The following is a 24759-nucleotide window of genomic DNA, read 5'->3' as shown; positions in this document are numbered from 1 at the left end:
TTTTTGTAGGAATTCTGTATAATATAGCCAAATAGCTTCGGGCTTTGCGTGAGATTTTTGCAGAATACTTTTACCGGCCCGAAAATAACAGGAAGGAGTGCTTTTCTTATGAAATTGGGTGTACTTACCAATGTGATCGGCGGAACTCCTCTGAAGGAGGCGCTGCCGTACTTTAAGTCTCTGGGCGCGCAGATGATCGAGCTTGGTTGCGGCGGCTATCCCGGAAAAGATCATTGCGATCCCGGCGTTTTGCTGCACGACGAAGCGAAGTTTCAGGAGTTTATGAACACCATCAAGGAATCCGGCCTAGAGGTCAGCGCCCTGAGCTGCCACGCCAACCCCATTCATCCCAACAAGGAGATCGCCAAGCAGTTTGACGATGATCTGCACGATGCTGTGCTCATGGCCGAAAAGATGGGGATCCATCAAATCAACACCTTCTCCGGCTGTCCCGGCGACTGCCCGGAATCCAAGAATCCCAACTGGGTGGTCTGCGCCTGGCCCAACGAGTTTCAGGAGGTTGTGGAGTGGCAGTGGAACGAGGTTCTGATCCCTTACTGGAAAAATTTCGTGGCCTTTGCCAAATCCCATGGCGTCAATAAGATCGCCTTTGAAATGCACCAGGGCTTCTGCGTGTACAATCCCTATACCCTGAAGCGGCTCCGTGACGCCGTAGGCCCGGAGATCGGCGCAAACTTTGACCCCAGTCATCTGTTCTGGCAGGGGATCGACCCCTTGGCCGCCATTCGCGACCTGGGCGGCGAGGCCATCTTCCACGTCCATGCCAAGGACACCAAGATCGATCCCTTTAACGCCCCTATCGACGGCACGTTGGATTATAAGACCTATGGCGATCCGCTGAACCGTACCTGGGTCTTCCGCAGCATCGGCTACGGCCACGATGAGCTGTTCTGGAAGGATTTTGTTTCTCAGCTTCGCTTGGTGGGCTATGATTATGTTTTGTCCATCGAGCACGAGGACATTCTCATGAGCCAGAACGAGGGCCTGGTCAAGGCCTGCGATATCCTGAAGCGTGCCATCACCTTTGAGGATCGCGCCACCGGCCAGCATTGGGTTTGATTTAGAAAAGAAACTAAAGACGGACGTGCTACGGTTTTCCGCAGCACGTCCGTTTTTAGATACTGGATACTGGATTTCTAGATGGTGGTGGCGCTGTCGAGCAGCGCATTATAAAAGAAGAACAGGGGTGGCAGTTTGCTAAATTGGAATTTGGCGGCGAGGCGTCGCGGCCACTCGTGAAGCGGCTTGATACGGAAAGTTAGTTTCCGACCCGACCGTTGGCAGGGTGGTAAATTGGAATTTAGCGGTTACTTGTTCACTTTCCAACTGTCATTACTGAACAAAAAGCAAAGCAAGCTTTGCTTTCTTTGTGAAGAATCTCGTCCTTTGCCCTTTTGCTCTGGAATTAAGGTCGAGATTCTTCGTCACTGCGTTCCTTAGAATGACAGAGAAGGGGACTGTTCGGTAAATTGGAATTTAGCAGGTAAGTTGTTAGTCGTGAGTAGTTAGTTGTTAGAAAGGGGAAAAGGCCTCTCCTTGTCATTACTGAACAAAAAGCAAAGCAAGCTTTGCTTTCTTTGTGAAGAATCTCGTCCTTTACCCTTTTGCTCTGGAATTAAGGACGAGATCCTTCGTCACTTCGTTCCTCAGAATGACAAAAGAAGAGGGCTTGCTCTTCTCTAACGACTAACAACTAACAGCTAACAACTAGTCCGCTAAACTACAATTTAGCACTCTGCAACTTATTGTGTCGTTCTTGCCCTTTATAATTTCTCATTGCGCATTCCTCCTTGTGCGCCGACTAATAGCTGTCCGCGTTCACAAGGGGCTTTCCGCAAATTTGTTTCCCATGAGTATTTTCTCTTTTTTCCGCCAGAATAAGGGAAAAGGAGGGAAAGCAATGGAATCCATTTGGAGCAAAACCACGGAATTGCCGGAGCGCGGTTCCCTGCCAGGAGATATCACGGTGGATACGGCCGTGATCGGCGGCGGTATGGCCGGTGTGCTTACCGCGTATCAGCTTCGTAAAAGGGGAATTGAAGCGGTGGTGCTGGAGGCGAAAAGAGTGGGAAGCGGACAGACGAAAAACACAACGGCAAAAATCACTTCTCAGCATGGCCTGATCTATCACCAGCTTTTGCGGCGTTTCGGGGAGGAACGCGCCCAGGAATACGCCCGGGCCAGCGAAGAGGCAATTACGGAATATGGAGCGCTTACGAAGGCGCTGAAGATCGATTGCCAGTTTCAGCCTGAACCGGCTTACCTGTATACCACTCAGCGCAAGGAGGCTCTGCGGGAAGAATGCTCCGCCGCCCGAAGGCTGGGAATAGATGCGGAGCTCTGTGAGATCGAAGGGCTTCCCATCTCCCATGCGCAGGGGCTGCGGTTTCCTTCCCAGGCACAGTTTCACCCGCTGCGATTTTTAGGGGCGATCTCACAGAGAATTCCGGTTTTTGAAAATACGCCGGTGAGAAGGGTGGAGGGCAGAAAGGTGCGAACAGATCACGGCACCGTTTTCGCCAGGCATATTGTATTTGCCACTCATTTTCCTTTCCGCAATTTTCCCGGCTTCTATTTTGCCCGCATGCATCAGGAGCGCAGCTATGTGCTGTCTCTGGAGGGTGCGCAAGAGCTTTCCGGCATGTATTACGGAATCGATCCCGGCGGCCTTTCCTTTCGAAGCGTTGAAAACAAGGTGCTTTTAGGCGGCGGAGCTCACAGAACCGGAAAAAGCCCGGAGCTTTCCGCTTATGGGTCTCTGCGGCGGGAAGCGGAAAGCTTCTGGCCCGGCTGCCGGGTCGTTTCCGCCTGGTCTGCCCAGGATTGCGTGACGCTGGACGGCGTGCCCTATATCGGCGGCTTTTCCCTGACCCGCCCGGACTGGTATGTGGCAACGGGCTTTGGAAAATGGGGAATGACGGGCTCCATGGTGGCTGCCCGGCAGATCAGCCGGGAGATTGCGGAAGAAAGAAAAAGGGAAAAAAGCATCTTTTCTCCCCGCAGGTTTCTTCCCGCGGCGGCTTTGCCCAATTTGGGGAAGGATCTGCTGGAAAGCGGAAAGGGACTTTTGAAGGAGATCCTTTACCTTCCCGGAAAGGAATTTGACTGGCTCCCGCCAGGGCAGGGTGCGATCATTCGGCATTGCGGAAAAAAACGGGGCGCTTATCGGGACGAATCGGGAAAGATCTATCTGATTTCCGTGCGCTGCCCGCACCTCGGCTGTCAACTGGAATGGAACGGCGATGAAAAAAGCTGGGACTGCCCCTGCCACGGCTCCCGGTTCGATATCCATGGAAATTTGATCGATAACCCGGCGCAGACCGGGCTAAAGCACCGGGAAGAGATTCTGGAAGGCAAACTGTGAATTTGTTTCTAAAAAGCGGAAGCCGATGAAAAAAGAAAGCTGCCCCGGGCTCCGGCTGTTGTACCGGATCTGCGGCAGCTTTGCATTTTTGAAAAAAGGGGGGGAGGCGGGAATTGATCTCCTGCCGGAAAAGCGGTTTCCCGGTTATCCCTTATAACCAAAATTCGGAATCTTCGTCCAGCGTCCGCGCAGATAGTGGGCGCAAAGCTTTGGCTTGCGGTCACGGGTGAAAATGCCTTTCTTGTTGCCCTGTACACGCATAATGCCCTGGCTGGTGGCAAAATCCGCAAAATTCCAAACCTGCTCGCCTACAAAATTTTCCAGCCGGTCTACTACCTCATGGTTCATTTTGTAATATTCTACCTGGTACTCCTCCGTGAACATGACAGGAGTGGTATCGTGGAGGCCGCACACGGTGTCGGCTCCGTACTCGGTAAACAGGAAGGGCTTGCCCACATTGTTCCAGAAAGCCAATTCCTGCTCCATCAAGGCTTTGGCGGAATCCAGATCTCCTCCCGCAATATACCAGCCGTAATAGCGGTTTAGGCAGATCACATCACTGAGGCGGAGGGTGCAGTCTTCCTTGAAATTCTCCATTTGCATCGAAACGATGGTACAGGGCCGGTGCTGCGGGTCGGCGGAATGAGCAAGGTCAAAAAGGGGCTTAAAATATTCATACGCCCCCGGCGCCCCGGAATCCGATTCGTTGGCAAGGCTCCACATGACGACACAGGCATGGTTTTTGTCCCGGGCGATCATATCCCGCACGACCTCCTTATGGTGAGGCAGGGTGCGGATGCCCCCGGCCTCTACAGGATCAAAGGTACCCACGCGTTTCCCGTTCTTAAAATTGGCGCCGCCTCCGAAATTCAAGTGGACGCCTACCGCCGGGGTTTCATCAATTACCACAATTCCTTCCCGGTCGCATAGGCGCATCATCTCCTCGCTGTAAGGATAATGGCTGGTGCGGAAGGAATTGGCGCCCTGCCATTTCATCAGGCTGATATCCTTCACATTCATGGGAACATTCAAGCCGCGCCCTGCCGGAAAGGTGTCCTCGTGCTTTCCATAGCCCTTGAAATAGAAGGGCTGGCCATTGATGAGAAATTTCCCTCCCTGCACCTCTACTGAGCGAATGCCATAGGGAAGGGTGTAGTGATCTTCTCCGAAAAACACATGCACTTCGTACAGGTAAGCGTGAAGCGGCTGCCATAAATGCACCTGATCGACTTGTAAAACGCCCTCTTTTTCCGTCGATTCTGCCACCTTCTTCCCGTTTTCCTCCCAAAGCTCTATTCGAACAGCGCCCTCGCCTACGGCATCCACGGCATATTCCACAAAAGCCGAATTCCCTTCTACCCGGGAGCTCAGGGACAAATCGCGAATATAGGAAAGCGGGGTGGTATAAAGCTTTACCGGGCGGGTAATGCCGCAGTAATTGAAAAAATCAAAGTTGGGCAGGTTCCGGGGCTTGGCGTTCTCGCTGGCTTTTCCCATCATGCCCACGCCGTTTTCACCGCCTACCGGCAGGGTGGAGTGATCGATGCGGTTATCTACCGCAATGGTCAACAGGTTTTCCCCTTCCTGCAAAAACGAATTGATTTCCGCCTCGAACGGCAAAAAGCCGCCTTTATGCTCGCATACCAGCCGGCCATTAAGATAAACCTTTCCGATATGGGTCACCGCCGCCATACGCAGCACGAGACGCTGGTTCCGCAGAAAAGAGGGTACGGAGAAGCGGCGCTGGTAAAACGCCCAGCCGTAATGCTCCTTATGTGTTTCGCCTTCCTTCAGGTCGTTATAGGAAGCGGGTACGGCCATGGCGGTGGAATTCGGCAGCGGCCGCTCAAACCATTTTTCCGAAAAAGCGTGTCCGTTATCCAGCTGAAATTCCCACACGCCGCTTAAATCCATTACCGCCCGTGAGGATGTTTGAACCGGATAGAGCATGAAAACATCTCCTCTGCAAATTGTTAAGTCCATTATATAAAATGGTCCCGGAATTGTCCAGCGCTCCACAGAGGGAAAAAGGCTATACGGAGAAACGATCCCCGGTTTTTGATAGAAAAAAGCGAAGCACCCCGCCGGGCCCTTCGCTTTTGGTGCCGCTAACCGGGACGTCGCAGGTTCGACCCCGGTTTTTGATAGAAAAAAGCGAAGCACCCTGCTGGGCCCTTCGCTTTTGGTGCCGCTAACCGGGGTCGAACCGGTACGGTGTTGCCACCGAGGGATTTTAAGTCCCTTGCGTCTGCCAGTTCCGCCATAGCGGCATTTTGATAACTTTTTTATCTTATCATATTGAGCTGTCAAAATCAAGCAATGAATCGGAAAAAAAGACATGAAAATTTTTCGTAAGCCGTTTACTTTTGCCTGGAAAATATAGTATACTGATTCTAAGATTGGGGAGACCCGAAATATTTTTGAAGGAGCTAACGTTATGTATTATCTCGGAATCGACCTGGGCGGCACCAATATCGCCGTTGGTATTGTCGATGAAAACAATCAGATCATTGCCCGCGCTTCCGCAAAAACTCAGCCGGAAACCGCTGAGCAGGTAGCGGATACCATGGCGGAAACCGCCAAGGCCGCGCTGAAAAGCGCTGGTCTGACCCTGAACGATGTACCCTGGATTGGCGTGGGTTCTCCTGGTACGGTAAACCGGGCCACCGGTATCATTGAATTTGCCAACAACCTGCCCTTCCGCAATACTCCCATGGTACAGATGCTTTCTGACCGTCTGGAGGGGAAAAAGGTCATTATGGAAAACGATGCCAACGCGGCTGCGTATGGCGAATATATGGCGGGCGCTTTGAAGGGCGCCAACGATGCTATCGCCATTACCCTGGGTACCGGCGTTGGCGGCGGCGTCATTATCAATGGGAAAATTTATTCCGGCAGCAACTTTGCCGGTGCGGAGCTGGGCCATACAGTGATCGTGGTAGATGGCCGCCCCTGCACCTGCGGGCGTCATGGCTGCTGGGAGACCTACGCGGCGGCTACCGGCCTGATCAAGACCACCAAGGAATATATGGCGGACGCCCCAAAGGATTCCCCGCTGTGGACTCTTGTAGAGGGGGATATTGACAGGGTAAACGGCCGCACTGCCTTTGACGCCATGCGCAAGGGGGATCCTATTGCCCAGAAGATCGTGGACGAATACATTCATTACTTGAGTGAAGGCATTGTAAATATGATCAATATTTTCCAGCCTGATATTCTCTGCATCGGCGGCGGTATTTCCAATGAGAGAGAGACTCTGCTGGCCCCTGTTCGCGCCTTTGTCGAAAAGCAGCAGTACGCCATGAATTCCGCGAAAAAGACTGTTGTTTGCCGCGCTGAGCTGGGCAATGACGCCGGTATTATCGGTGCGGCCCTGCTGGGCATGGAGGCATAAAGAATGTCAATACAGACGGAACGCTTCGGCAGGCTGCCTGATGGACGGGAAGCACAGTTATTTACTTTGAAAAACAGCAGCGGCATGACTTTGAAGGTCACAAATTACGGCTGCCGTATTGTGAGCCTGCTGGTAAAGGATAGAAACGGCGCACTTGGCGATGTGGTGCTGGGACACCGCGCCTTGGAAGAATATTTCGGCGCCAATTATCAGGGAACCTTTGTAGGGCGCTACGCCAACCGCATCGGCGGCGCGAAATTTTCTCTAAACGGAATGACCTATGCTCTTTCTCAGAACGATGGGAACAATACCCTTCACGGCGGCCCCGGCGGCTACCATCAGGTTTTGTGGAACGCGGAGCTCCGGGAAGGAGAAGAACCAGCCATCGTATTTACGCATACCAGTCCCGATGGGGACGAAGGCTATCCCGGAGAGCTGCGTATGACGGTTACTTATACTTTGACAAAGGAAAATGAGCTGGTTTTAGAATATACCGGTCTTTCCGACCAGGAAACGCCCTTTAATCCCACCAACCATTCCTTTTTCAATTTGTCCGGTGATCCGCAAAAGGAGATTTTCGGCACAAGCCTTACCCTGTACGCGTCCGCCGTTACCCAGGTATCGGACGAGCTGATCCCCACCGGCACGCTGCTGCCGGTAGCGGGCGGGCCCCTGGATTTTACGAAGGGGAAGGAACTGGGAAAGGATATGTTTGCGGACGATCACCTGATCCGGCTTTGCGGCGGTTTCGACCACAATTTCTGTGTGGACGGGGAAAGCCTCCGTAAGCACGGTGAGGCGTATGAGCCGGAAAGCGGCCGGGTGATGGAGGTCTTTTCCGATCTGCCCGGCGTGCAGCTTTACACCTTTAACAAGGTGGAGGGCCTTACCGGAAAGGACGGAAAGCCCATGAAGCCCCATACGGCCTTCTGTTTGGAAACTCAGTTTTATCCGGATTCCGTGAATCACCCGGAATTTCCCTTCCGCTATTTGCAGCCGGGAGTTCCGTTTACCACCAAAACGATTTACCGTTTTTCGGTAAAGTGAAAAAACAAGAGGGAGCCTGCAAGCCTTGCGGACTCCCTTTTCTTTGGAAAGAGGAAGGAGAAGCCATATGAAATGGGAAAAATCCTGCGGAGCGGTAGTGTTTCGGAAGGCGGGAGATACTTTGGAGGTCCTTTTGATCCGGCACAAAAACGGGGGACACTGGGCCTTCCCAAAAGGTCATGTGGAGCACGAGGAAACGGAAGTGGAAACGGCGCGGCGAGAGATTTGGGAAGAAACCGGGCTCAAGGTAGAGCCAGATACCGGCTTTCGGGAAACAGTGACCTTTTCTCCCAAGCCCAATGTGATGAAGGACGTGGTTTATTTCGCCGCGGAGGCCGAGCCGGAAGCTTCTTTGAAGGTTCAGGAGGAAGAGCTTTTGGATATCCGCTGGGAACAGCCGGAGGAGGCTTTACAGCTTGTTACTTATGAAAACGACAAAAGGGTTCTCCGCGCCTTTTTGGAATACCGGAATAAGTGCTAGAGTCTGTTTGGATTTTCCAAAAAAAGCTTGCAAAAATTTGAAAGGTCTGCTATGATTTTTTTATAAAGGGAGTAGCCTGCGCGAATACGCGTTTCCAAAATCGTCAATACGGTCTGAAAGGATCCGGTTTTGTGAATGAAATGGCGAGACTTTACCGGGATAGGTAAAGTCTCACCATTTTGCGTTTCAGGGAAAAATCGGGAAATACTATGGGGCAAAGCTCTCTTTAAGGATCGATCTTGAAAGAATCCATAGGACAAGCCTGCGAAAAGCAGAAAAGGAGAGTGGGTAGAATGGCTGAAATTATCAGCGCTATACTAACCTTGCTGTCAGGGATCGGTGTTTTTTTGATCGCCTGTAATATGATGAGCTCTAATTTGGAGGCTGTGGGCAGCGAACGGCTGAGAAAGCTGTTTTCCAAGGTGTCCGGCAGCCGAATGCTGGGAGTAGGGATCGGAACGGTAGGAACGGCGGCGATCCAAAGCTCCGGCGCTACTACCGTGATGGTGATCGGTTTTGTCAATGCCGGGATCATGACGCTTGCGCAAGCCGCTACAGTGATTTATGGGGCAAATATCGGTACAACCATCACAGGCCAGATCGTGGCGCTGGGGGTATTTGGTTCCAATACAGTTTCCGCTACTGTTGTCTTTTCCGCCATGGCAGGAGTGGGCGCTTTTCTTTCCACTTTTTCCAAGAAAGATACCGTGAAAACGCTGGGCGGTATCATTGCCGGATTTGGCATGCTGTTTGTTGGCCTTTCCATGATGAGCGGTTCCATGGAACGCTTTGCGCAGCTTGATTCGGTCAAGCAGTTCCTTGCCGGGATCGATAACGCCATTTTACTGGTTTTCGTGGGAGCGGTGCTCACCGCCATCATTCAAAGCTCGTCTGTTATGACCTCAGTGGCGATCGTAATGGTGGTAACGGGCCTGATCACGCTGGATCAGGGTATTTTTCTCACCATGGGCTCCAATATCGGTTCCTGTGTTGTGGCGATCCTGGCCGGCATGACCAGCGGAAAGAATGCCAAGCGCACAGCGCTGATCCACCTCGTTTTTAATGTCAGCGGCGTGCTGGTTTTCCTGCTGGTCAGCTTCCTTTTACCTGCGGTCACAGGCGGAGAGATCACCGTGGGAACACTTTTTGAAAAAGCCTTTCCACGGGCTCCGCAAACACAGCTTGCCATGTTCCATACGGTATTTAACCTGATCACGGTTTTGCTCATTTTGCCGCTTACTGACCGGCTGGTGGCCCTGGTCACAAAGCTGCTACCCGATCAAGGGGAACAGGAGGCCGCCGGGGTTCACGAGCCGCATCTTTACTACATCGATGAAAAGATGCTTTCCGCTCCCGCCATTGCCGTGGCGCAATTTAAAAACGAGGTCGTCAACATGGCGGATATTGCCATGCGTAATTTTTCTCTGGCTCTGACGATCATCTGTACCCTGGACTTTTCGGAGATATCCTTATTCCGTAAAAATGAGGAAGAGTTAAATTACCTGAACAAAGAGCTGGTGCGCTTTTTGGTAAGGCTTTCAGATGAAAAGCTGAGCGCCAGGGATCACGCCTATGTTTCCAGAGCGTTCCACTCGGTATCGGACCTGGAGCGTGTGGGCGACTATGCGGAAAATATTGTGGAGTATGCGGAAAGCCTGAAAACACTTCACGAGGCTTTTTCCGAAAAGGCGATCCGGGAGATCAGAATATTGAAGGAAGAGATCGAAGCGTTGTTTCAGCATGTGATGCGAGCCTATGTGGAGGAAGATCTCGGAGAACTGAATCTTGCTGATAAAATTGAAGACCGGGTAGACGATATGACGAATGAAATGGCGCAAAATCATATTCGCCGTCTCAATGAAAGAGTATGCACTCCGGCGGTGGGAGCCCAGTATCTTTCCCTTGCCTCCAATGCGGAGCGGGTGGCGGATCATTTTATCAATATCGCCAATACGATTCGGGAAACGGAGTAGAATATTTTTGAAAATACCGTTTTTGAGCAGAGAGTTTTTCACTCTCTGCTTTTTGTTATTCCGGCTTTTCTTCCGTGTTCTATTTCCCTGCTTGTCTCCATAAATATAAGTGTTCGGAAAAGCAAAGGAGTGAGAAAATGAATACCTTTTGCTATGATAAGCTGGCGTGTCAGATCCCCATATATCATGAATTGCTTTTGGGAGTCCCGCGGGAAATCAAGGGGCAGGCCTTTGATATTCACTTGAAGGCGGAACAGCCTGTGTCCGTCTGCGGAAAGGAAGGCGTATTCTTTCTGCGCCGGTCCGGCGGGGTGACCCGCGCCTTAACGGAGGGCTTGACCTGTGTTTCCCGGGAAGAAATGCAAAAAATCTTTACCGGTATTTGTTCTCAGTCTGTGTTCAGCCACGAGCGGGAGCTCCAGCAAGGTTATGTCCTTACGGCAGAGTCATGCAGAGTAGGGGTATGCGGTACGGCAGTGCTGGAAAACGGAAGGGTCAAAAGCGTGCGTGATGTATCGTCCTTGGTATTTCGTATTTCCAGGGAAATTCCGGGTTGTGGGGACAGGCTGTTTTTGGAGGGAGCGGCGCTTTCCCGGGGGCTTTTGATCACCGGAGAGCCCTCCAGCGGAAAAACCACGCTTCTGCGGGATATTGTGCATTCTCTTTCTGTGGGAAAATTTCAGCAGGCCAGGCGGGTGGCTGTTGTGGACGAGCGTGGAGAGATCGGGGGAGGTTTTGATCTGGGCCCTTGTGCCGATGTGCTGAAAGGATATCCAAAAGCGGAAGCCTTTGATGTGGCAATTCGCATGCTTTCTCCGGAATTCATCGTGTGTGATGAGCTTTCCTCAAACGACCTGGAGGCGGTGCGGCAGTCCATCTTTGCCGGAGTACCGCTGATCGCCTCTGTGCATACTGGGAAAGAGGATAAAAGCAGCAGGCCTTTATATAAAAGTCTGCTGGAAACCGGAGCATTCGGAACAACAGCGTATTTGTCCGGGCGTTCTCAGCCGGGGGAGATCGAGCTTGTAGAAACGGAGTCATCAGAGAGCGCCTCTCACGCAGTTCGGTTTTTCGCTTGAAGAAAGCACCTTTTTGGGGAGAGGAAGCAGCTGTAATGAAATTTCTGGGAGCGATTTTGATCTTTCTGAGCGGTACATGTATAGGGCTTCAACAAGCCCGGGAGCTGAAAAAGAGGGAAGAGAGACTGCTTGACCTGAAACGGACGATCCAATGGTTTCGTGCGGAGATACGCTATACCGCCCGCCCCTTAAGCGAGCTGATCTCAGAGAACGAGGATTCCGACTTTTGCTTGCTGGCAGCGGAGGAACCCGACTTTGTTCGGGATCCGAAGGAGGCCCTGCAAAAAGCCGGAGAAAAGCTTTTGAAGGGGTCCGCGGACCTGGAGCTCTATCGCGGTTTTGTAAAAGGGCTGGGCGAAAGCGACTCGCAGAGCCAAATAGAGCACATGGAGCTTTACACAGAGCTTTTAGAAGCTCACTTACGGCAGGCTGAAGAAGCCAGGGAAAAGAAAAGCAGCTTGTACTGCTGCTTGGGAATGTTTGGCGGGATCACGCTTTGCCTTGTGTTGTTATAGGAAGTGTTTTCACTGGCGAAACGCCGAAGGAAAGGAAGGAAACAGGCTTTGGAAGTGGATTTGATTTTCAAAATAGCCGCTATCGGGATCATTGTAGCGGTACTGAATCAGCTGCTGATTCGCTCCGGAAGGGAGGAACAGGCTATGATGACCACCCTGGCCGGGTTGATTGTGGTTTTAATGATGATCATCAATGAAATAGACGCGCTGTTCCAGGCAATCAAGTCTATTTTCCAGCTGTAACTATGAATATTTTTTCTGTTGGGGTCTTTGCCCTGTGTGTTGTTGTGTTTGGGGCGCTGATCAAAAGAAGCAATAAGGAATACGCTTTGCTGGCGGCTGTAGGAGCCTGTGTGCTGATCTTACTCAGCGCCATCGAGCAGCTGGAACCGGCGTTTGCGCAGATCCAGGGAATTTCCGTTGCGGACGGCTTTCCGGGCGATATTTTACCGATCCTGATAAAAACGGCGGGGATTGCCATCGTGGGCCAGCTGGTTTCCCGAATTTGCAAGGACGCGGGGGAATCCGCCTTATCCTATTCAGTGGAGCTTGCCTCAAAAGCCGCGATCCTTGTGGTTTCCCTGCCGCTTTTCACAAGAATTTTTGAATACTTGGAGGAGATCGTCAGGCTGTGAAGCGCCGCGGCGAATCTCGGAGATGAAAAACATATGAAATCAAAAAGTCTTTTGCCACTGTTTTTTGTTTTGATCTGCTTTCTCTTATGGCTCTCACCCGGAGCAGCGGCCCAGGAAATAGATCAGGAAGAGGAGCTTTTAGAAAAAAGCGGGGCAAATGAGATGTATGAAAGCCTGAATGAGGAGACAAGAGAGCTTCTGTCTCACGCTGGTGTTCAGGGCGCCGGGGAAACAGGGGAAGGGGAAGGCTGGTTTGCAGTGCTGTCCGGGCTGCTGCGGGAAAAGCTTTCCGGGCCCCTTAAGGCGTTGGCAGCGCTTTTAGCCGTGATCGTTCTCTGCAGGCTCGCAAACTGCTTTGATTCCGCGGAGATCGGCAGCGCGGCGGGGTTTGCCGGGGCGCTGGCCTGTGCTGTCATCACGGTAACGCCACTTTTAGAGCTGATGGAAAGCGCCAAGCGGGCGATCGAAGGCGCTTCCGTGTTTTTACTGGCTTCCGTTCCCGTTTACGGCGCTTTAATGGCGGCCTCCGGCAGCGCGGCGGCGGGAACTTCTTACAGCTTCCTGACTCTTGCCGCCGGGAATGTGATCCCTGTTCTTTCCATGACGTTGGTATTTCCACTGCTTCATGGGATCCTGGCCTTTTCCCTGATGGCCTCTGTTTCCCAGGTCAAGCTGGATCGGGTGTTGTCCTCGGTCTATGGGTTTTCCAAATGGCTTCTGGTGCTGGCGGTCACTGTTTTTTCCGGCGTCCTTTCTGTACAGACCGCTTTAAACGCTCAGGTGGACGCGGCCTCCAACAAAGCAATGAAGCTGCTTGCCTCTTCTGCGATCCCCATTGTCGGCGGCGCGTTCGGAGATGCGGTGGCAGCGATCCAGAACAGCGTGCATATTGTGAAATCGGGGGTAGGAGCTTTTGGGATTTTGGCGGCCTTGTGCATTTTCGCTCCGGCGGCATTGGAAGCAGGCGCCTGGATCGGCATCTGTTCCATGGGGCAGATCGCCGGAGATCTTTTTGAAATGCCAAAGCTCAGCTCTTTTTTGGGAATGTGCGCTTCTGTGGCCAGAATGATCCTGGCTGTAATCGCTTCTGTCTGTGCTGTATCCGTAGTAAGCGCTGCCATAGTGCTGTTTGTGAAAGGAAGCTTATGAATACGGTTTTGCAAAATGCGGCGGTGATCTGTATCATTCTGGTTGCCACAGAGCTGGCGTCCAGGCTTTGTGAGAAAGACGCTATGGTAAATTTTGTTAAAGCGCTGACAATTCTGGTTCTTCTTACCTCCTTTCTTGCTTCTCTGTTTTCCGTGGAGCTGGATTTTTCCGTATCCGATCGGAAATCGGAAGAAACCCGGGAGGAGCTTTCCGGCTATGTGCAGGAGCAGACGGAGGCGGCCTTTCAGTCAGAAATGAAGACCTATTTGGAGGGGCTCTTTGCCGTAGCGGGCCTGCAGGCGGAAAAAATTGAGGTGATGACAGATATCGGAGAGGATTCCGGCATAGTATTAAGAAAAGTAAGAGTTGTATTTGCTTACGCTTCCGATTCCCAGCGGGCAATAGCGCTGCTGGAAAACACGCTGGGAAAGGATATTGACCTGGAGGTACAAACAGATGGACGTTGAGAAATGGAAGGGAGCGCTACAGAAGCTGTTCTCAAAAGAGCGGGGAATGAAGGGGCTTATCTTTCTTGGGATCTGTGGGATCGCCTTGATCTACCTTTCCACACTGCTTGGCTCCGGCAAGGAAAAACAGTCTGCCGCGGGAAGCGAAACAGCGGCCTGTACAGCGGCTGAATATGAAAAAAATCTGGAGCGGGAGATCGTGCGGATCGTTGGGGCCATCACAGGGGAAACTGACCCAGCCGTTATGGTAACGCTGAAAAGCGGCAGCAGATACGTGTACGCCATGGAAGAAAAAGGCGCTTCCCGGCAGGAAGCGGAAGGAGAAAGCAGCGCGGAAAGAGAAACCGCCTATGTCATTCTGAAAAACGCGGAGGGCGCTCAGCAGGCCTTGCCTGTTACAGAAATACAGCCAAAAATAAAAGGGGTGGTGATCGTGAGCAGATATGCCGGTGATCCGGAGATCCGAGAAAAGCTGACAGAAGCGGTGAAAACAGCTTTGGATATCTCTTCGGCCAGGATCTGTGTGACCGGCAGCGGATAGAGCTTTCTAAAAACGATGTGAGCAATTCTGTTACCACAAAATTTTGCGGAGGTTTTTACAATGAAGAAATTCGGAAAAAAACAACTGGTTCTGGCATCCATGGTTCTGGCCTTAGGGGCGGCTGTTTACTTAAACTGGCAGTTTGCGGGGGTCAATAAGCTTCCGGTGGGAGACACCTCCAGCACGGTCAGTCAGCTGGGGGCCGCTCAGCTTGTCAACAACACCTATGTGGAAACTGTGTCCGATGATCTGCAGCAGCGTCTTTCTTCCGGCTCTGCCTCTACCACATTTTCAGAGGCACGGCTGAATCGTCAGAATTCCAGAGACAAGGCCATGGAGATGCTGGATGAGGTGCTGGAAAGCGTGGAAGCGGACAGCGACGCGAAAAATGAGGCGGTAGAGCAGGCTTCCGCCATTGCCCAGAACATTCTGAAGGAGACCAATGTGGAAAATCTCCTGCAGGCAAAAGGTTATCAGGAAACGGTAGCCTATTTCAGCGGCGAAGAGTGCAGCGTTGTAGTGGGAGGAGAGATCAAAGCGGAAGATACGCTGATCATTCAGGAGGTCGTAATGGATCAGACCGGGCTGAGTGCCGATAAGATCACGATCGTTCCCGCAAAATAAGAAGCGTGTTTTGCAGTCGCAAAATTTAGAATGATTGGAATATTCTCTGAAAATTTCCATTTTCTCTTGCGAAAGCAAAGCGGAATAGTATATAATAGCTTCATCTATATCGGCTGTGTCAAACAGCCGGTGGTGAAGCTTGAAAACTGCAAGATCCGTTTTGCCCTGTGCAGGCTCACCAGATACTGGTGGGCCTTTTTTGTTTTAGAAAAGGAGATCGCTTCATGAAAAGAAAAGAAGCCAGAGAACAAGCGTTCTGCATTTTGTTTGAGCAGGCGATGAATGGAGAAAGCGTCGATGAAATTCTCCAGGCCGCTTCCGAAGCCAGGGATTTTATCCCCAGCTCCTTTGCGGAGGCGGAGGTGTTCGGCGTAGAGGAAAACCTGGAAAAAATTGATGAGATCATCAGTACGAATATCCGCGGCTGGAATATTCGGCGTATCTCCAAGGTGACGCTCAGTCTGCTGCGCCTGGCGGTATATGAAATTTTGTTCGATCCTTCCATTCCTGAAGGCGTTTCCGTAAACGAGGCGGTGGAGCTTGCCAAAAAGTACGGCGGCAAAGACGACGCCCCTTACATCAACGGCGTGCTGGCTTCTGTGATCAAGGCTTTCCCGGCGGAAAAAGGAGAGGGCTGAGTATGGCTTCTTCCGCACTTACCGTTTCCCAGGTCAATTTCTTTTTGAAATCCCTGCTGGAAAGTGATCATAGGTTACAGGATATTCTGGTGATCGGTGAGATCTCCAATTTTACCGATCACTATCGCTCCGGCCATCTTTACTTTTCTCTGAAGGATGAAAGATCTGTGCTGAAGGCGGTGATGTTCTCCGGTTCTGCCAGGAGGCTGAAATTCCGGCCTGCCGATGGAATGAAGGTCATTGTGCGGGGGCGGGTGTCTGTCTATGAGCCCTCCGGGCAGTACCAGCTTTACGCGGAGGATATGCAGCCGGACGGCGTTGGGGCTCTGAGCATTGCTTTTGAGCAGCTGAAGACCCGCCTGGAGCAGGAGGGTCTGTTCGACGTTGGGCATAAAAGGCCGCTTCCCCGATATCCCCGCCGGATTGGCGTGATCACCTCTCCTACCGGAGCGGCGATCCGGGATATGCTGCAGATCACCGCCCGGCGCTGGCCGGTGGCGGAGATCGTTGCGGCGCCGGTGCTGGTACAGGGAGAGGGTGCGCCCTCTCAACTGATCGCGGCAGTGGAGGAAATGAACCGAAAAAAAGCCTGCGATGTGATCCTTCTGGGACGGGGCGGCGGCTCTCTGGAGGATCTGTGGGCCTTTAACGATGAGGGACTGGCCCGGGCGGTATACGCCTCTGAGATCCCTGTGGTCTCGGCGGTAGGGCACGAGACGGATTTTACGATCTGCGATTTTGTCGCGGATCTGCGGGCTCCCACTCCCAGCGCGGCGGCGGAGCTTGCCACACCGGAGCTGCGGGAAGAGCTGCGGCGCTGCGAGGCGTTTTCCGGGTATTTTCACGAAGAGGCGGCAAAGCTGATCGAATATCTGCGGCAGCACATGGATCTTCTGCTCCAGGATTCTCCTCTGGGAAGCCCAGAGCAGCTGCTGATCCCCCGAAAGGAGCAGCTGGGAAGCTTGTTTGGACGGGTAATAGGCGGCTTTTCTGAAAGAATAGAACAGGATCGGCAAAAGCTTTCTCTGCTGGCGGGAGAGCTGGACGCCTTAAGTCCGCTGAAGGTATTGAGCAGGGGCTATTCCGTGGCGGAGGATCAAAAGGGAAGAGTGCTCCGCAGCGCGGCGGAGCTGGTTCCGGGAGAAGAATTTTCTCTGCGGCTTTCCGATGGAAAAATAGAGGCCAAGGTGCTGAAAAGCGTGGAAGAGCAGGAAGTGAAACAGAGAGGATGATCGAGCGATGGCTGAAAAATTCAATTTTGAAAAGGCAATGGCACGGCTTCAGGAGATCGTGACCAAGCTGGAAAGCGGAGAAGAGGCCCTGGAAAGCTCCATGAAGCTGTTTGAAGAGGGTGCTGAGCTTTCCGCTCTTTGCTACAAAACGCTGGAGCAGGCGGAGCAGAAGGTCACAGAGCTTACAAAGCTGCAGGAGGAGCCGGAGCATGAGGAATGATCGACTGGCGGCATATCAGGAAATGATCGAGGCCGCGCTGGAGGGGTACCTGCCCCTGCCGGAGGCCGCTGATCTGACGGCTCCGGTGAAGGAAGCCATGCGGTACAGCCTGCTCTGCGGCGGGAAGCGGATCCGACCGGTGCTGACGTTAGCTTTCTGCGAGCTCTGCGGCGGAAGCCTAAAAGAGGCCTTGCCCTTTGCCTGCGCGGTGGAAATGGTGCATACCTATTCCTTGATCCACGATGATATGCCCTGCATGGACGATGACGATATGCGCCGGGGAAAACCGGCTAACCACAAGGTGTTCGGCGAGGATATCGCCCTGCTTGCTGGAGACGGCCTGCTGACAAAGGCCTTTGAAACGGCGCTTTCCGCGGAGCAAAAGGAGCCCGCGGCCAAGGCCGCTTTGGTTTTGGCCAAATATGCCGGAGAAGCGGGTATGGTAGGCGGCCAGTGTATCGATCTGAAATCAGAGGGACAAGCCGCCGGGCTGGAGCTGCTGCTTGCCATGGATACGGGAAAGACTGCCGCCTTGATCGAAGCCGCCTGCCGCATGGGTTGTATCGCCGCGGAGGGCGGCGAGCAGGAGCAGGAAGCCGCCGGGCGGTATGCGCTGGGCCTCGGCGTGGCTTTTCAGATCCGGGACGATATTCTGGACCTGCTGGGCGACCCGCAGAAGCTGGGGAAAAATACAGGAATGGACGCGGCGCGTGAGAAACAAAACTATGTTTCTCTTTTGGGCGCTGAAAAAGCACAGCAGCTTGTACAGGAATACACGAAGCAGGCAGTCGACGCATTGGAAGCTTTTTCGGGAGATACCACGTTCCTTCGGGAACTGGTGGAAAGCCTGGAAAACAGGGAAGCCTGATGCGAGTGCTGCGGTTTGAGATCCCGCCTGCCTGTGAGGGAATGACGGTGCGGGATTTTGCCCGAAAGCAGGCGGGCCTTTCCGCCAGATTTCTGACAAAGCAGAAGCAGCTTCCCAGCGGGATCTTAAAAAACGGGTTTCCCTGCCGCACGGTAGACAGGCTTTCCACCGGAGATGTTTTGTCCTTCCCGCTTCCAGAGGAAGTACCCGAATATTTGGAGGTTTCCACTTCTCTTACCGTTCTGTGGGAAACGGAGGATTATCTGGCTGTGGAAAAGCCGCCGGATATGCCTGTGCACCCTTCTCCGGGTCATAACAGGGACAGCCTTTTAAACGCGGTTGCTTATTACTACAGGCAAACGGGACAGCAGCATTTGTTCCGGCCGCTGTATCGGCTGGATAAGGATACCAGCGGAGTCCTTGTGATCGGTAAGCACCGTGCGGCGGTTTCCACTGCTGTGATCGAAAAAAGATATTTTGCGGTATGCGAAGGGGAGCTTTCGGGCTCCGGCACGATCGACCTGCCCATCGGCCTGCGGGAAGGCAGTAAGATCGTTCGGGCCTGCGGCTTCGGCGAGAAGGCTGTTACTCACTGGAAAGCCATTGCCTGTGAGGAAGGACACACTCTGCTTTCTCTGCGTCTGGAAACAGGGCGCACCCACCAGATCCGGGCCCACATGGCCCATTTTGGGCACCCTCTTGCCGGGGACGACCTGTACGGCGGCAGCCGGGAGCGGATCGAGCGGCAGGCGCTGCACTGCGGCTTGGTTTCTGTTTTCAGCAAAGCTCTGGCTGTAAAAGCAGAGATTACCTCAGAGCTTCCGGCAGATTTTTGCACCGCCTTTCCCTGGCTTTTCAGGCTTCGGGAAATTGAGCAAGAGAAAACTTTGTAAAGAAAAGAGGACATTTTCATGCCGGCGTGTTTGACTCATCATCAATTTGCCAAGGTTGTACTGGAGGCTCTTCCCGAAAAGAGCGTGCCGGACTTGTGCGCTTACTATTGGGGAGCCCAAGGGCCTGATTTCCTTTTCTGCCACCGGTACTTTCCCTGGATGAAGGGAAAATCTTTAAAAGCATATGGCAATAAGCTCCATGAAACGCCTCCCTCAAAGACCCTTACCGCCATGCGGGATTTTTTGAAGCGCTGTCGGGAGCCCGGCTACCGCTCCTATGTTTTCGGCTTTCTCTGCCACTATTCTCTGGATTCTACCGCGCACCCCTATATCAACTTTCTGGCGGAACGGCTGCTGGAGGAGAGGCCCTATGAAACGCACACCACCCTTCATGGAGAGATCGAAGCGGCCTTGGACGCCATTGTTCTGCGCAGTGAAACAGGAAAGCTTCCCTCTGAGGCGCCCCTGGGAAAAATGTTCCCCAAAAACGAAGCGGTACAGCGGCGAATCGCCAGGCTGTACCGGGACGTTCTGTTTCAGGTCTATGGGGTTGATATCCGGGAAGAAGAACTGCTGCGGGCTACCAAAGACGCCCATTTTGTGTTTTCCTGTCTGACAGATAGGACAGGCTTAAAGAAGAAGGCCTTTGAGCTCTTGGAAAGCGGGAAACCCCATTATGTGGCCTCCCATATCGTGCCGCTGGTGGAACGGGACGATATCGATTACGCGAATCTCCAAAAGGAAAAATGGCAGGGCAGAGAAGAAGCTTCTCAGCAGAGCTTTTTTGAATTGATGACGGAAGCGAAAGCACTGGCACAACGCCTGATCACAAACTTTGACCAGGGAGATTTTGCCGAGCTGACACAGGAAAAGCCCTTTGGATAAGGGGCGGATGCGTATTTTAGATGCTGGATACTGGATAGTGGTGGCGCCTTCATCGCAATAAAAAAAGGCAAGAACGCTCTTTCTAATACAACTAACCACTAACGAGTAAAAAGAAAAAGAGCCTTGCGGCTCTCTTTTCTCTACAGGTTTTCTTTTAGACGGCACGGGTCACTTTGCCGGAACGCAAGCAACGGGTGCAGGCGTATACACGCTTCGGAGTACCGTCAACAACAGCCTTGACACGCTTAATATTCGGCTTCCAGGTCCTGTTGGAACGTCTGTGAGAGTGGGATACTCTGATGCCGAAGGAAACGTCCTTGCCGCAGAATTCACATTTTGCCATATCTGCACCTCCTTAAAATCAGGCGATTCTAAATTTACAACATTCTGAATTATAGCAGACCCCCCGATAAAATGCAAGTTTTTTTTGAAAAGAATTGTGTTTTTCTTCGGGATAGTTTATAATCCTAAGTACAGGTAAGGAGGATTGCTATGCTTTTTGGTGTGATCAGGAACGTTATTTCCGGCCAGCATGTGGATCTTTGGGCTGCAGCCGCTCAGGTGCTTTCCATTTTTTTCGTTATTTTCTGTATTCTTCCTCTTCATGAATTTGCCCATGGCTGGGTGGCTAATAAGCTGGGTGATCCCACCGCGAAGCTGGAGGGCAGGCTTACCATGAACCCGCTGGCAAGCGTAGAACCCATGGGCGCCTTGGCTCTGCTTCTTTTCGGCTTTGGCTGGGCTAAGCCGGTGCCGGTGGATCCCCGGTATTTCAAAAAGCCCAAGCGTGATATGGCGATCACCGCCCTGGCTGGGCCGCTTTCTAATCTGTTGGCCGCGCTGGTGGGGGCTCTTGTTGTAGTCGCAATGCAAGCGTTTGCCCCTTATAACAATGTGACGATGTTTTTCTTTAATTTGTTTTATTACTATGTGATAGTCAATGTTACCTTGGCGGTGTTCAATTTGATCCCGGTTCCGCCTTTGGACGGTTCCCGAATCATTGCGGCTTTTCTCAGTGATCGGGCTTTGGCATCTTATTACCGTTATCAAAATATTTTTATGATGGTCCTGTTTTTTGCTATGCTCACAGGAGCCTTGTCCGGGCCTCTGTATACAGTGCAAAACTTTTTTGGCAATCTCATTTTCTCCATTGCGCGGTTTCCTTTCCATTTGGCAGGAGTGCTTTAAGCATGGAAAAGCTGCAATATAAGCTGGACGTATTTGAAGGGCCGTTAGATCTGCTGCTGGCTCTCATCGCTAAAAACAAACTCAATATTTACGATATTCCCATTGCGGAGCTTCTGGAGCAGTATTTGGAGCAGATCGACCTGATGCGGGAAGAAAATCTGGATATTGCCAGTGAATTTCTGGAAATGGCGGCCCGCCTGGTGCAGATCAAGGCAGCGTCTCTGCTGCCCCGCCAGGAGGAGGAAGAGGATCCTCGCATGGAACTGACCGGGCAGCTGCTGGAATACCAGCAGTGTAAAAAAGCCGCAGCGGCCCTTTTGGAGCGGGCTTCCTTCGACACTGTGATTCGGGAGGCGGAAAAGCTGCCTGCCGATCTTGCGTATAAGCGAATTCACGAACCCAGGGAGATCGTGCAGGCGCTGATCTCGGCCTGGGGCAAGGGAAAAAGCCTGCTGCCGCCAAAGCCGGAAAGCTTTTCCGCGTTGGTGACCAGAAAAATCGTTTCAGTGGCTTCCCAGGTGGTATTTGTTCTGCGGCAGCTCTGGAAACGAAAGCGCGTCTCCTTTCAGGCGCTGTTTTCGGAAAAGAAGGATCGTTCCGAGCGCGTGGCCGCGTTTCTGGCGGTTCTGGAGCTGGTAAAAAGCCGCCGGATACGCGTGGAAGGAAATGGAGAAGCCTGTGAAGTCCGGCTTCTGGAAAAGGAGGGGAACCGTTGGAACGAGAGGAATTAATGGGGAAAACCGAGGCGATTCTGTTTGCCGGCGGGGAACCGGTGGCCTTGGAGCGGATCGCCCAGGTGCTGGGCGTGCGCACCTATGCCATTGAGGAGATCATAGACGCTCTGCGGGAAAAGTACAATACGCCCCACAGCGGGGTCCATCTTCTGCGGCTGGAAAACACCGCGCAGTTTTGCACGAATCCTGCCTATATCCAGCCGGTGCGGGACGCCTTGGATCTGAAGCGGAACACGCCGCTGTCTCAGGCCGCCATGGAGGTGTTGGCTGTGGTGGCCTATAACCAGCCGGTGACAAAGGCGTTTGTAGAGCAGGTGCGGGGCGTGGATTGCTCCGGCGTTATCGGCAGCCTGATGCAGAAGGAGCTTTTGGAGGAGCGGGGAAGGCTGGAGCTTCCTGGCAGGCCGCTGTTATATGGCACCACAGAAAATTTTTTGCGCTGTTTTCAGCTTTCTTCTCTGGAGGAGCTTCCTCCTCCGCCTTCCGATCAAAAGGAGCCGGAAGAAAAACAGGAGACGATAGAAGCGTTATTTTGATCCTGCCGAAAGGGGCGGTGTACTGTGCTTGCGCTGAAGATCATAGGCGGCGTGCTGCTTTTTCTGTTGGCGTTAACTTTGTTACCGCTCCGTATGGAGCTGGGGTTTCAAACAGAATTTTCCCTGACGCTCCGTTACCTGTTTCTTTCCTTCCGGCTGCTGCCCGGAAAGGAAAAAGAGCCGGAAGAGGAAAAGCAGGAGGAACAGAAAAAAGAAACGGAAAAGAAATTCGACTTGAAAAAAAGCTTAAAGCGCCAGGGCTTTTTCGGATTTTTGGAAACATTGTTTGAATTGGTAGAGGTGACGGTAAATTCTGTAAAAGGAGTGCTTTCTCATTTGAAGCTCAAAACCTTCGACCTCTATTTGTGCCTGGCGGGTGCGGAGGACGCGGCGGAAGCCGCTATACAGTACGGACAGCTTTCCGGTGCGGTTTACTCTGCCTGCGGGCTTTTGTTCGGGTTGACCGGGTGCAAAAGAAAAGCTGTCAGTGTAGACCTGGATTACGAGGCCGAGGAAAACCGGGTGGATTTTTCTGCAAAGTTTTCCATTTTGCCCCTGTTTCTTCTCAAGGAAGGAATTTCCCTGCTGATACACGGTCTGCCGCCGGTGCGGAAGCTTCTCAGCGGCGGTTCCGTTAAAAAACATAACAGAAAGGTGACCGGCAATGAGTGAGAATAAAGTAAACGATCTGATGGACGTAACACTGGATAAGATCAAGCACATGGTGGATGTGAACACTATCATCGGAGACCCCATCACTACGCCGGACGGCACCACGGTGATCCCGATCTCCCGGGTAAGCTATGGCTTCGCTTCCGGCGGCTCCGACCTTCCTTCCAGGGCACAGCCTGCCGCCGGGCTTTTTGCCGGGGGCAGCGGGGCGGGGATCACGATCATTCCCATCGCCTTTCTTGCCGTTTCTCACGGAAATGTACGGGTCATTCAGATCGAGCCGTATATGGGCCCGGTAGACAGGGCCCTGGAGAAGGTTCCTGAAATGGTGGACAAGATCTCCGCTTTGTTCCGAAAGGATAAGCAGGAAGAAGTGCCGGCGGCACAAAAGCCTATTGAGGAAGAGCTTGCGGAAACACCGGCGGCAGAGCTTCCGAAACAGGAAGGCTAACGAATATCAAGCCCCCTCCTTCGCATACTCATGTGCAGAAGGCGGGTGGTACTATGAAAAAGCGATTCCGGCAGGCGGCGGGAACCCTTCTTGCTCTTTTGCTGCTTTTGCCGCTGGGAAAAGCTGAAGCGGAAGAGGCGCAGGCGCCGAAGTCTTTATCTGCCCAGAGCGCTGTGCTGATTTCCGCGGATACGGCGGCGGTGCTCTATGAAAAAAATTCTCAAAATCAACTGTCCATGGCCAGCACCACAAAGATTATGACGGCGCTGCTGACCTTGGAGGAAGCGGAAAGAAGGGGAGATCCCGTCATTGCCATCACCGAGGAAATGGTGGCGGTGGAAGGCTCTTCCATGGGCTTGCAGGCCGGGGACGAGATCACGCTGACAAATTTGGCGGCGGGTATGCTGCTGGCCTCCGGGAACGACGCGGCCAATGCCGCGGCCCTTTCCCTTTCCGGCTCTCAGGAAGAATTTGCCGAAAAAATGAACCGGCGGGCGGAAGCAATCGGCATGAAGAATTCTCATTTTGTCACACCCTCGGGGTTAGATGACGAAGCCCATTTTTCCACTGCCTATGATATGGCATTGCTTGCGAGAGAGGCCCTGAAAAATGAAGCGTTTCGGAAGCTTTGTTCCAGCTCCACTTATCAGGTGACCTTTGTCCAGCCGGAGAAAAAGGTGTCCTATACCAACCATAATAAGCTGCTGCGGTTCTATGAGGGCTGTATCGGGGTAAAAACCGGTTTTACCAAAAAATCCGGCAGATGCCTCGTTTCCGCGGCGGAACGGGACGGCGTTACCTTGATCGCGGTAACGCTGAACGCCCCGGACGATTGGAACGATCACATGGCAATGATGGATTACGGCTTTTCCACCATGAAAAGCGTGTCTTTCGATGGCAGCGGCCTTTCCTTTACGCTTCCCGTGGTAGGCTCGGAACGGCAAGTGGTGCGGGTGCGGGGCGGCAGGGGCGGAAGCGTGTCTCTGCCCGCGAAAGAGGCGGATCAGGTGACCTGCCGTGCGTTTCTTCCCGCTTTTTGTTATGCTCCTTTGCGGGCGGGGGAAGAAGTGGGAAGACTTCAATATTATTTGGGAAATTTGCCGGTATACAGCATTCCTCTTTTTGTGGAGGAAGACGCGGCGGTGCAGGAAA

Annotated in this window: 28 protein-coding genes, 1 tRNA gene and 1 pseudogene; 27 read left to right on the top strand and 3 right to left on the bottom strand. The window is 52.7% G+C overall.

Features of this window, described 5'->3' with window-relative positions; all coding sequences use genetic code 11:
* The first annotated feature begins 108 nt into the window (after nucleotides 1–108).
* The 3 genes from U8T64_RS08340 to U8T64_RS08330 all read left to right on the top strand — a co-directional run bounded on the left by U8T64_RS08340 (nucleotide 109) and on the right by U8T64_RS08330 (nucleotide 3542).
* Nucleotides 109–1080 carry a sugar phosphate isomerase/epimerase family protein gene (locus U8T64_RS08340; protein ID WP_322182759.1) on the top strand — a complete coding sequence of 324 codons (972 nt, stop codon included), beginning with the start codon at nucleotides 109–111 and terminating at the stop codon, nucleotides 1078–1080.
* An 841-nt stretch (nucleotides 1081–1921) separates the two neighbouring features.
* Nucleotides 1922–3385 (top strand): FAD-dependent oxidoreductase, encoded by a 1464-nt coding sequence (locus tag U8T64_RS08335; protein ID WP_322182757.1) that lies wholly within the window; start codon nucleotides 1922–1924, stop codon nucleotides 3383–3385.
* A 25-nt stretch (nucleotides 3386–3410) separates the two neighbouring features.
* A complete protein-coding gene (locus tag U8T64_RS08330) occupies nucleotides 3411–3542 on the top strand; it encodes a hypothetical protein (protein WP_322182755.1) in 132 nt (43 codons plus the stop codon).
* On the opposite strand, the gene uidA is transcribed toward U8T64_RS08330, so the two are convergent.
* Complete coding sequence (uidA, locus tag U8T64_RS08325; RefSeq protein ID WP_322182754.1) at nucleotides 3530–5335, bottom strand: beta-glucuronidase; 1806 nt, start codon at nucleotides 5333–5335, stop codon at nucleotides 3530–3532. The two genes, U8T64_RS08330 and uidA, sit on opposite strands and share 13 nt — an antisense overlap.
* A 233-nt stretch (nucleotides 5336–5568) precedes the next feature.
* Nucleotides 5569–5655, bottom strand: a tRNA-Leu gene (locus U8T64_RS08320).
* A gap of 167 nt (nucleotides 5656–5822) precedes the next feature.
* Here U8T64_RS08320 and U8T64_RS08315 point away from each other — a divergent pair.
* The 18 genes from U8T64_RS08315 (at nucleotide 5823) to U8T64_RS08230 (ending at nucleotide 20026) form a co-directional block, all read left to right on the top strand.
* A complete protein-coding gene (locus tag U8T64_RS08315) occupies nucleotides 5823–6779 on the top strand; it encodes an ROK family protein (protein WP_322182753.1) in 957 nt (318 codons plus the stop codon).
* A 3-nt stretch (nucleotides 6780–6782) separates the two neighbouring features.
* Nucleotides 6783–7826, top strand: a complete 1044-nt coding sequence (locus U8T64_RS08310; protein ID WP_322182751.1) for an aldose epimerase family protein — start codon at nucleotides 6783–6785, stop codon at nucleotides 7824–7826.
* A 67-nt stretch (nucleotides 7827–7893) separates the two neighbouring features.
* Nucleotides 7894–8307 (top strand): bis(5'-nucleosyl)-tetraphosphatase, encoded by a 414-nt coding sequence (locus U8T64_RS08305; protein ID WP_322182749.1) that lies wholly within the window; start codon nucleotides 7894–7896, stop codon nucleotides 8305–8307.
* A gap of 293 nt (nucleotides 8308–8600) precedes the next feature.
* Complete coding sequence (locus U8T64_RS08300; RefSeq protein ID WP_322182747.1) at nucleotides 8601–10280, top strand: Na/Pi cotransporter family protein; 1680 nt, start codon at nucleotides 8601–8603, stop codon at nucleotides 10278–10280.
* A gap of 137 nt (nucleotides 10281–10417) precedes the next feature.
* Entirely contained in the window at nucleotides 10418–11359 is a 942-nt protein-coding gene (locus U8T64_RS08295) for a stage III sporulation protein AA (protein ID WP_322182745.1), read from the top strand.
* A gap of 35 nt (nucleotides 11360–11394) precedes the next feature.
* Nucleotides 11395–11874 carry a stage III sporulation protein SpoIIIAB gene (locus tag U8T64_RS08290; protein ID WP_322182744.1) on the top strand — a complete coding sequence of 160 codons (480 nt, stop codon included), beginning with the start codon at nucleotides 11395–11397 and terminating at the stop codon, nucleotides 11872–11874.
* A gap of 48 nt (nucleotides 11875–11922) precedes the next feature.
* Entirely contained in the window at nucleotides 11923–12117 is a 195-nt protein-coding gene (spoIIIAC, locus tag U8T64_RS08285; RefSeq protein WP_322182743.1) for a stage III sporulation protein AC, read from the top strand.
* Between the two features lie 2 nt (nucleotides 12118–12119).
* Nucleotides 12120–12509 carry a SpoIIIAC/SpoIIIAD family protein gene (locus tag U8T64_RS08280; RefSeq protein WP_322182741.1) on the top strand — a complete coding sequence of 130 codons (390 nt, stop codon included), beginning with the start codon at nucleotides 12120–12122 and terminating at the stop codon, nucleotides 12507–12509.
* Nucleotides 12510–12542: 33 nt separating this feature from the next.
* The gene (locus U8T64_RS08275) at nucleotides 12543–13658 is read left to right on the top strand and encodes a stage III sporulation protein AE (RefSeq protein WP_322182739.1); all 1116 of its coding nucleotides are present in this window, start codon (nucleotides 12543–12545) and stop codon (nucleotides 13656–13658) included.
* A complete protein-coding gene (locus tag U8T64_RS08270) occupies nucleotides 13655–14125 on the top strand; it encodes a hypothetical protein (protein ID WP_322182737.1) in 471 nt (156 codons plus the stop codon). The genes U8T64_RS08275 and U8T64_RS08270 overlap by 4 nt, the downstream gene beginning before the upstream one ends.
* Nucleotides 14115–14666, top strand: a complete 552-nt coding sequence (locus tag U8T64_RS08265; protein ID WP_322182735.1) for a SpoIIIAG-related protein — start codon at nucleotides 14115–14117, stop codon at nucleotides 14664–14666. Before U8T64_RS08270 ends, U8T64_RS08265 begins: the two co-directional genes overlap by 11 nt.
* Before the next feature lie 60 nt (nucleotides 14667–14726).
* Nucleotides 14727–15290 (top strand): SpoIIIAH-like family protein, encoded by a 564-nt coding sequence (locus tag U8T64_RS08260; protein WP_322182733.1) that lies wholly within the window; start codon nucleotides 14727–14729, stop codon nucleotides 15288–15290.
* Nucleotides 15291–15514: 224 nt separating this feature from the next.
* Entirely contained in the window at nucleotides 15515–15928 is a 414-nt protein-coding gene (nusB, locus tag U8T64_RS08255; protein WP_322182731.1) for a transcription antitermination factor NusB, read from the top strand.
* Between the two features lie 2 nt (nucleotides 15929–15930).
* Nucleotides 15931–17160, top strand: coding sequence for an exodeoxyribonuclease VII large subunit (gene xseA / locus U8T64_RS08250; protein ID WP_322182729.1), 1230 nt, complete (start codon nucleotides 15931–15933; stop codon nucleotides 17158–17160).
* Between the two features lie 7 nt (nucleotides 17161–17167).
* Nucleotides 17168–17380, top strand: coding sequence for an exodeoxyribonuclease VII small subunit (xseB, locus tag U8T64_RS08245; RefSeq protein WP_322182727.1), 213 nt, complete (start codon nucleotides 17168–17170; stop codon nucleotides 17378–17380).
* Nucleotides 17370–18248 (top strand): polyprenyl synthetase family protein, encoded by an 879-nt coding sequence (locus U8T64_RS08240; protein ID WP_322182726.1) that lies wholly within the window; start codon nucleotides 17370–17372, stop codon nucleotides 18246–18248. Before xseB ends, U8T64_RS08240 begins: the two co-directional genes overlap by 11 nt.
* The gene (locus U8T64_RS08235; RefSeq protein WP_322182724.1) at nucleotides 18248–19141 is read left to right on the top strand and encodes an RluA family pseudouridine synthase; all 894 of its coding nucleotides are present in this window, start codon (nucleotides 18248–18250) and stop codon (nucleotides 19139–19141) included. The genes U8T64_RS08240 and U8T64_RS08235 overlap by 1 nt, the downstream gene beginning before the upstream one ends.
* A gap of 18 nt (nucleotides 19142–19159) precedes the next feature.
* A complete protein-coding gene (locus U8T64_RS08230) occupies nucleotides 19160–20026 on the top strand; it encodes a zinc dependent phospholipase C family protein (RefSeq protein WP_322182722.1) in 867 nt (288 codons plus the stop codon).
* A gap of 154 nt (nucleotides 20027–20180) precedes the next feature.
* Here the strand turns inward: U8T64_RS08230 and rpmB are convergent, their stop codons facing one another.
* Nucleotides 20181–20369: a 50S ribosomal protein L28 gene (gene rpmB / locus U8T64_RS08225; RefSeq protein WP_322182720.1), complete on the bottom strand. Its 189-nt coding sequence runs from the start codon at nucleotides 20367–20369 to the stop codon at nucleotides 20181–20183.
* 149 nt (nucleotides 20370–20518) lie between these two features.
* Between rpmB and U8T64_RS08220 the strand changes: the two genes are divergently transcribed.
* The 6 genes and pseudogenes from U8T64_RS08220 to U8T64_RS08195 form a co-directional block, all read left to right on the top strand.
* On the top strand, nucleotides 20519–21214 hold the full coding sequence (locus tag U8T64_RS08220) for a site-2 protease family protein (protein WP_322182718.1): 696 nt from the start codon (nucleotides 20519–20521) through the stop codon (nucleotides 21212–21214).
* 2 nt (nucleotides 21215–21216) lie between these two features.
* On the top strand, nucleotides 21217–21945 hold the full coding sequence (locus tag U8T64_RS08215) for a segregation and condensation protein A (protein ID WP_322182716.1): 729 nt from the start codon (nucleotides 21217–21219) through the stop codon (nucleotides 21943–21945).
* Nucleotides 21927–22484 (top strand): SMC-Scp complex subunit ScpB, encoded by a 558-nt coding sequence (scpB, locus tag U8T64_RS08210; RefSeq protein ID WP_322182715.1) that lies wholly within the window; start codon nucleotides 21927–21929, stop codon nucleotides 22482–22484. Before U8T64_RS08215 ends, scpB begins: the two co-directional genes overlap by 19 nt.
* Nucleotides 22485–22508: 24 nt before the next feature.
* Nucleotides 22509–23156 (top strand): hypothetical protein, encoded by a 648-nt coding sequence (locus tag U8T64_RS08205; protein ID WP_322182713.1) that lies wholly within the window; start codon nucleotides 22509–22511, stop codon nucleotides 23154–23156.
* Complete coding sequence (ytfJ, locus tag U8T64_RS08200; protein ID WP_322182711.1) at nucleotides 23149–23607, top strand: GerW family sporulation protein; 459 nt, start codon at nucleotides 23149–23151, stop codon at nucleotides 23605–23607. Before U8T64_RS08205 ends, ytfJ begins: the two co-directional genes overlap by 8 nt.
* Before the next feature lie 53 nt (nucleotides 23608–23660).
* Nucleotides 23661–24731, top strand: a pseudogene (locus U8T64_RS08195) (D-alanyl-D-alanine carboxypeptidase family protein); the annotation flags it as partial.
* Between the last annotated feature and the right edge of the window lie 28 nt (nucleotides 24732–24759).

Origin of the sequence: Neglectibacter caecimuris, assembly GCF_034335015.1 — a bacterium.
Taxonomy (GTDB): Bacteria; Bacillota; Clostridia; order Oscillospirales; family Acutalibacteraceae; genus Acutalibacter; species Acutalibacter caecimuris_A.
The sequence above is the reverse complement of the archived record's forward strand: the minus strand, read 5'-3'. Positions and strand labels throughout refer to the sequence as shown.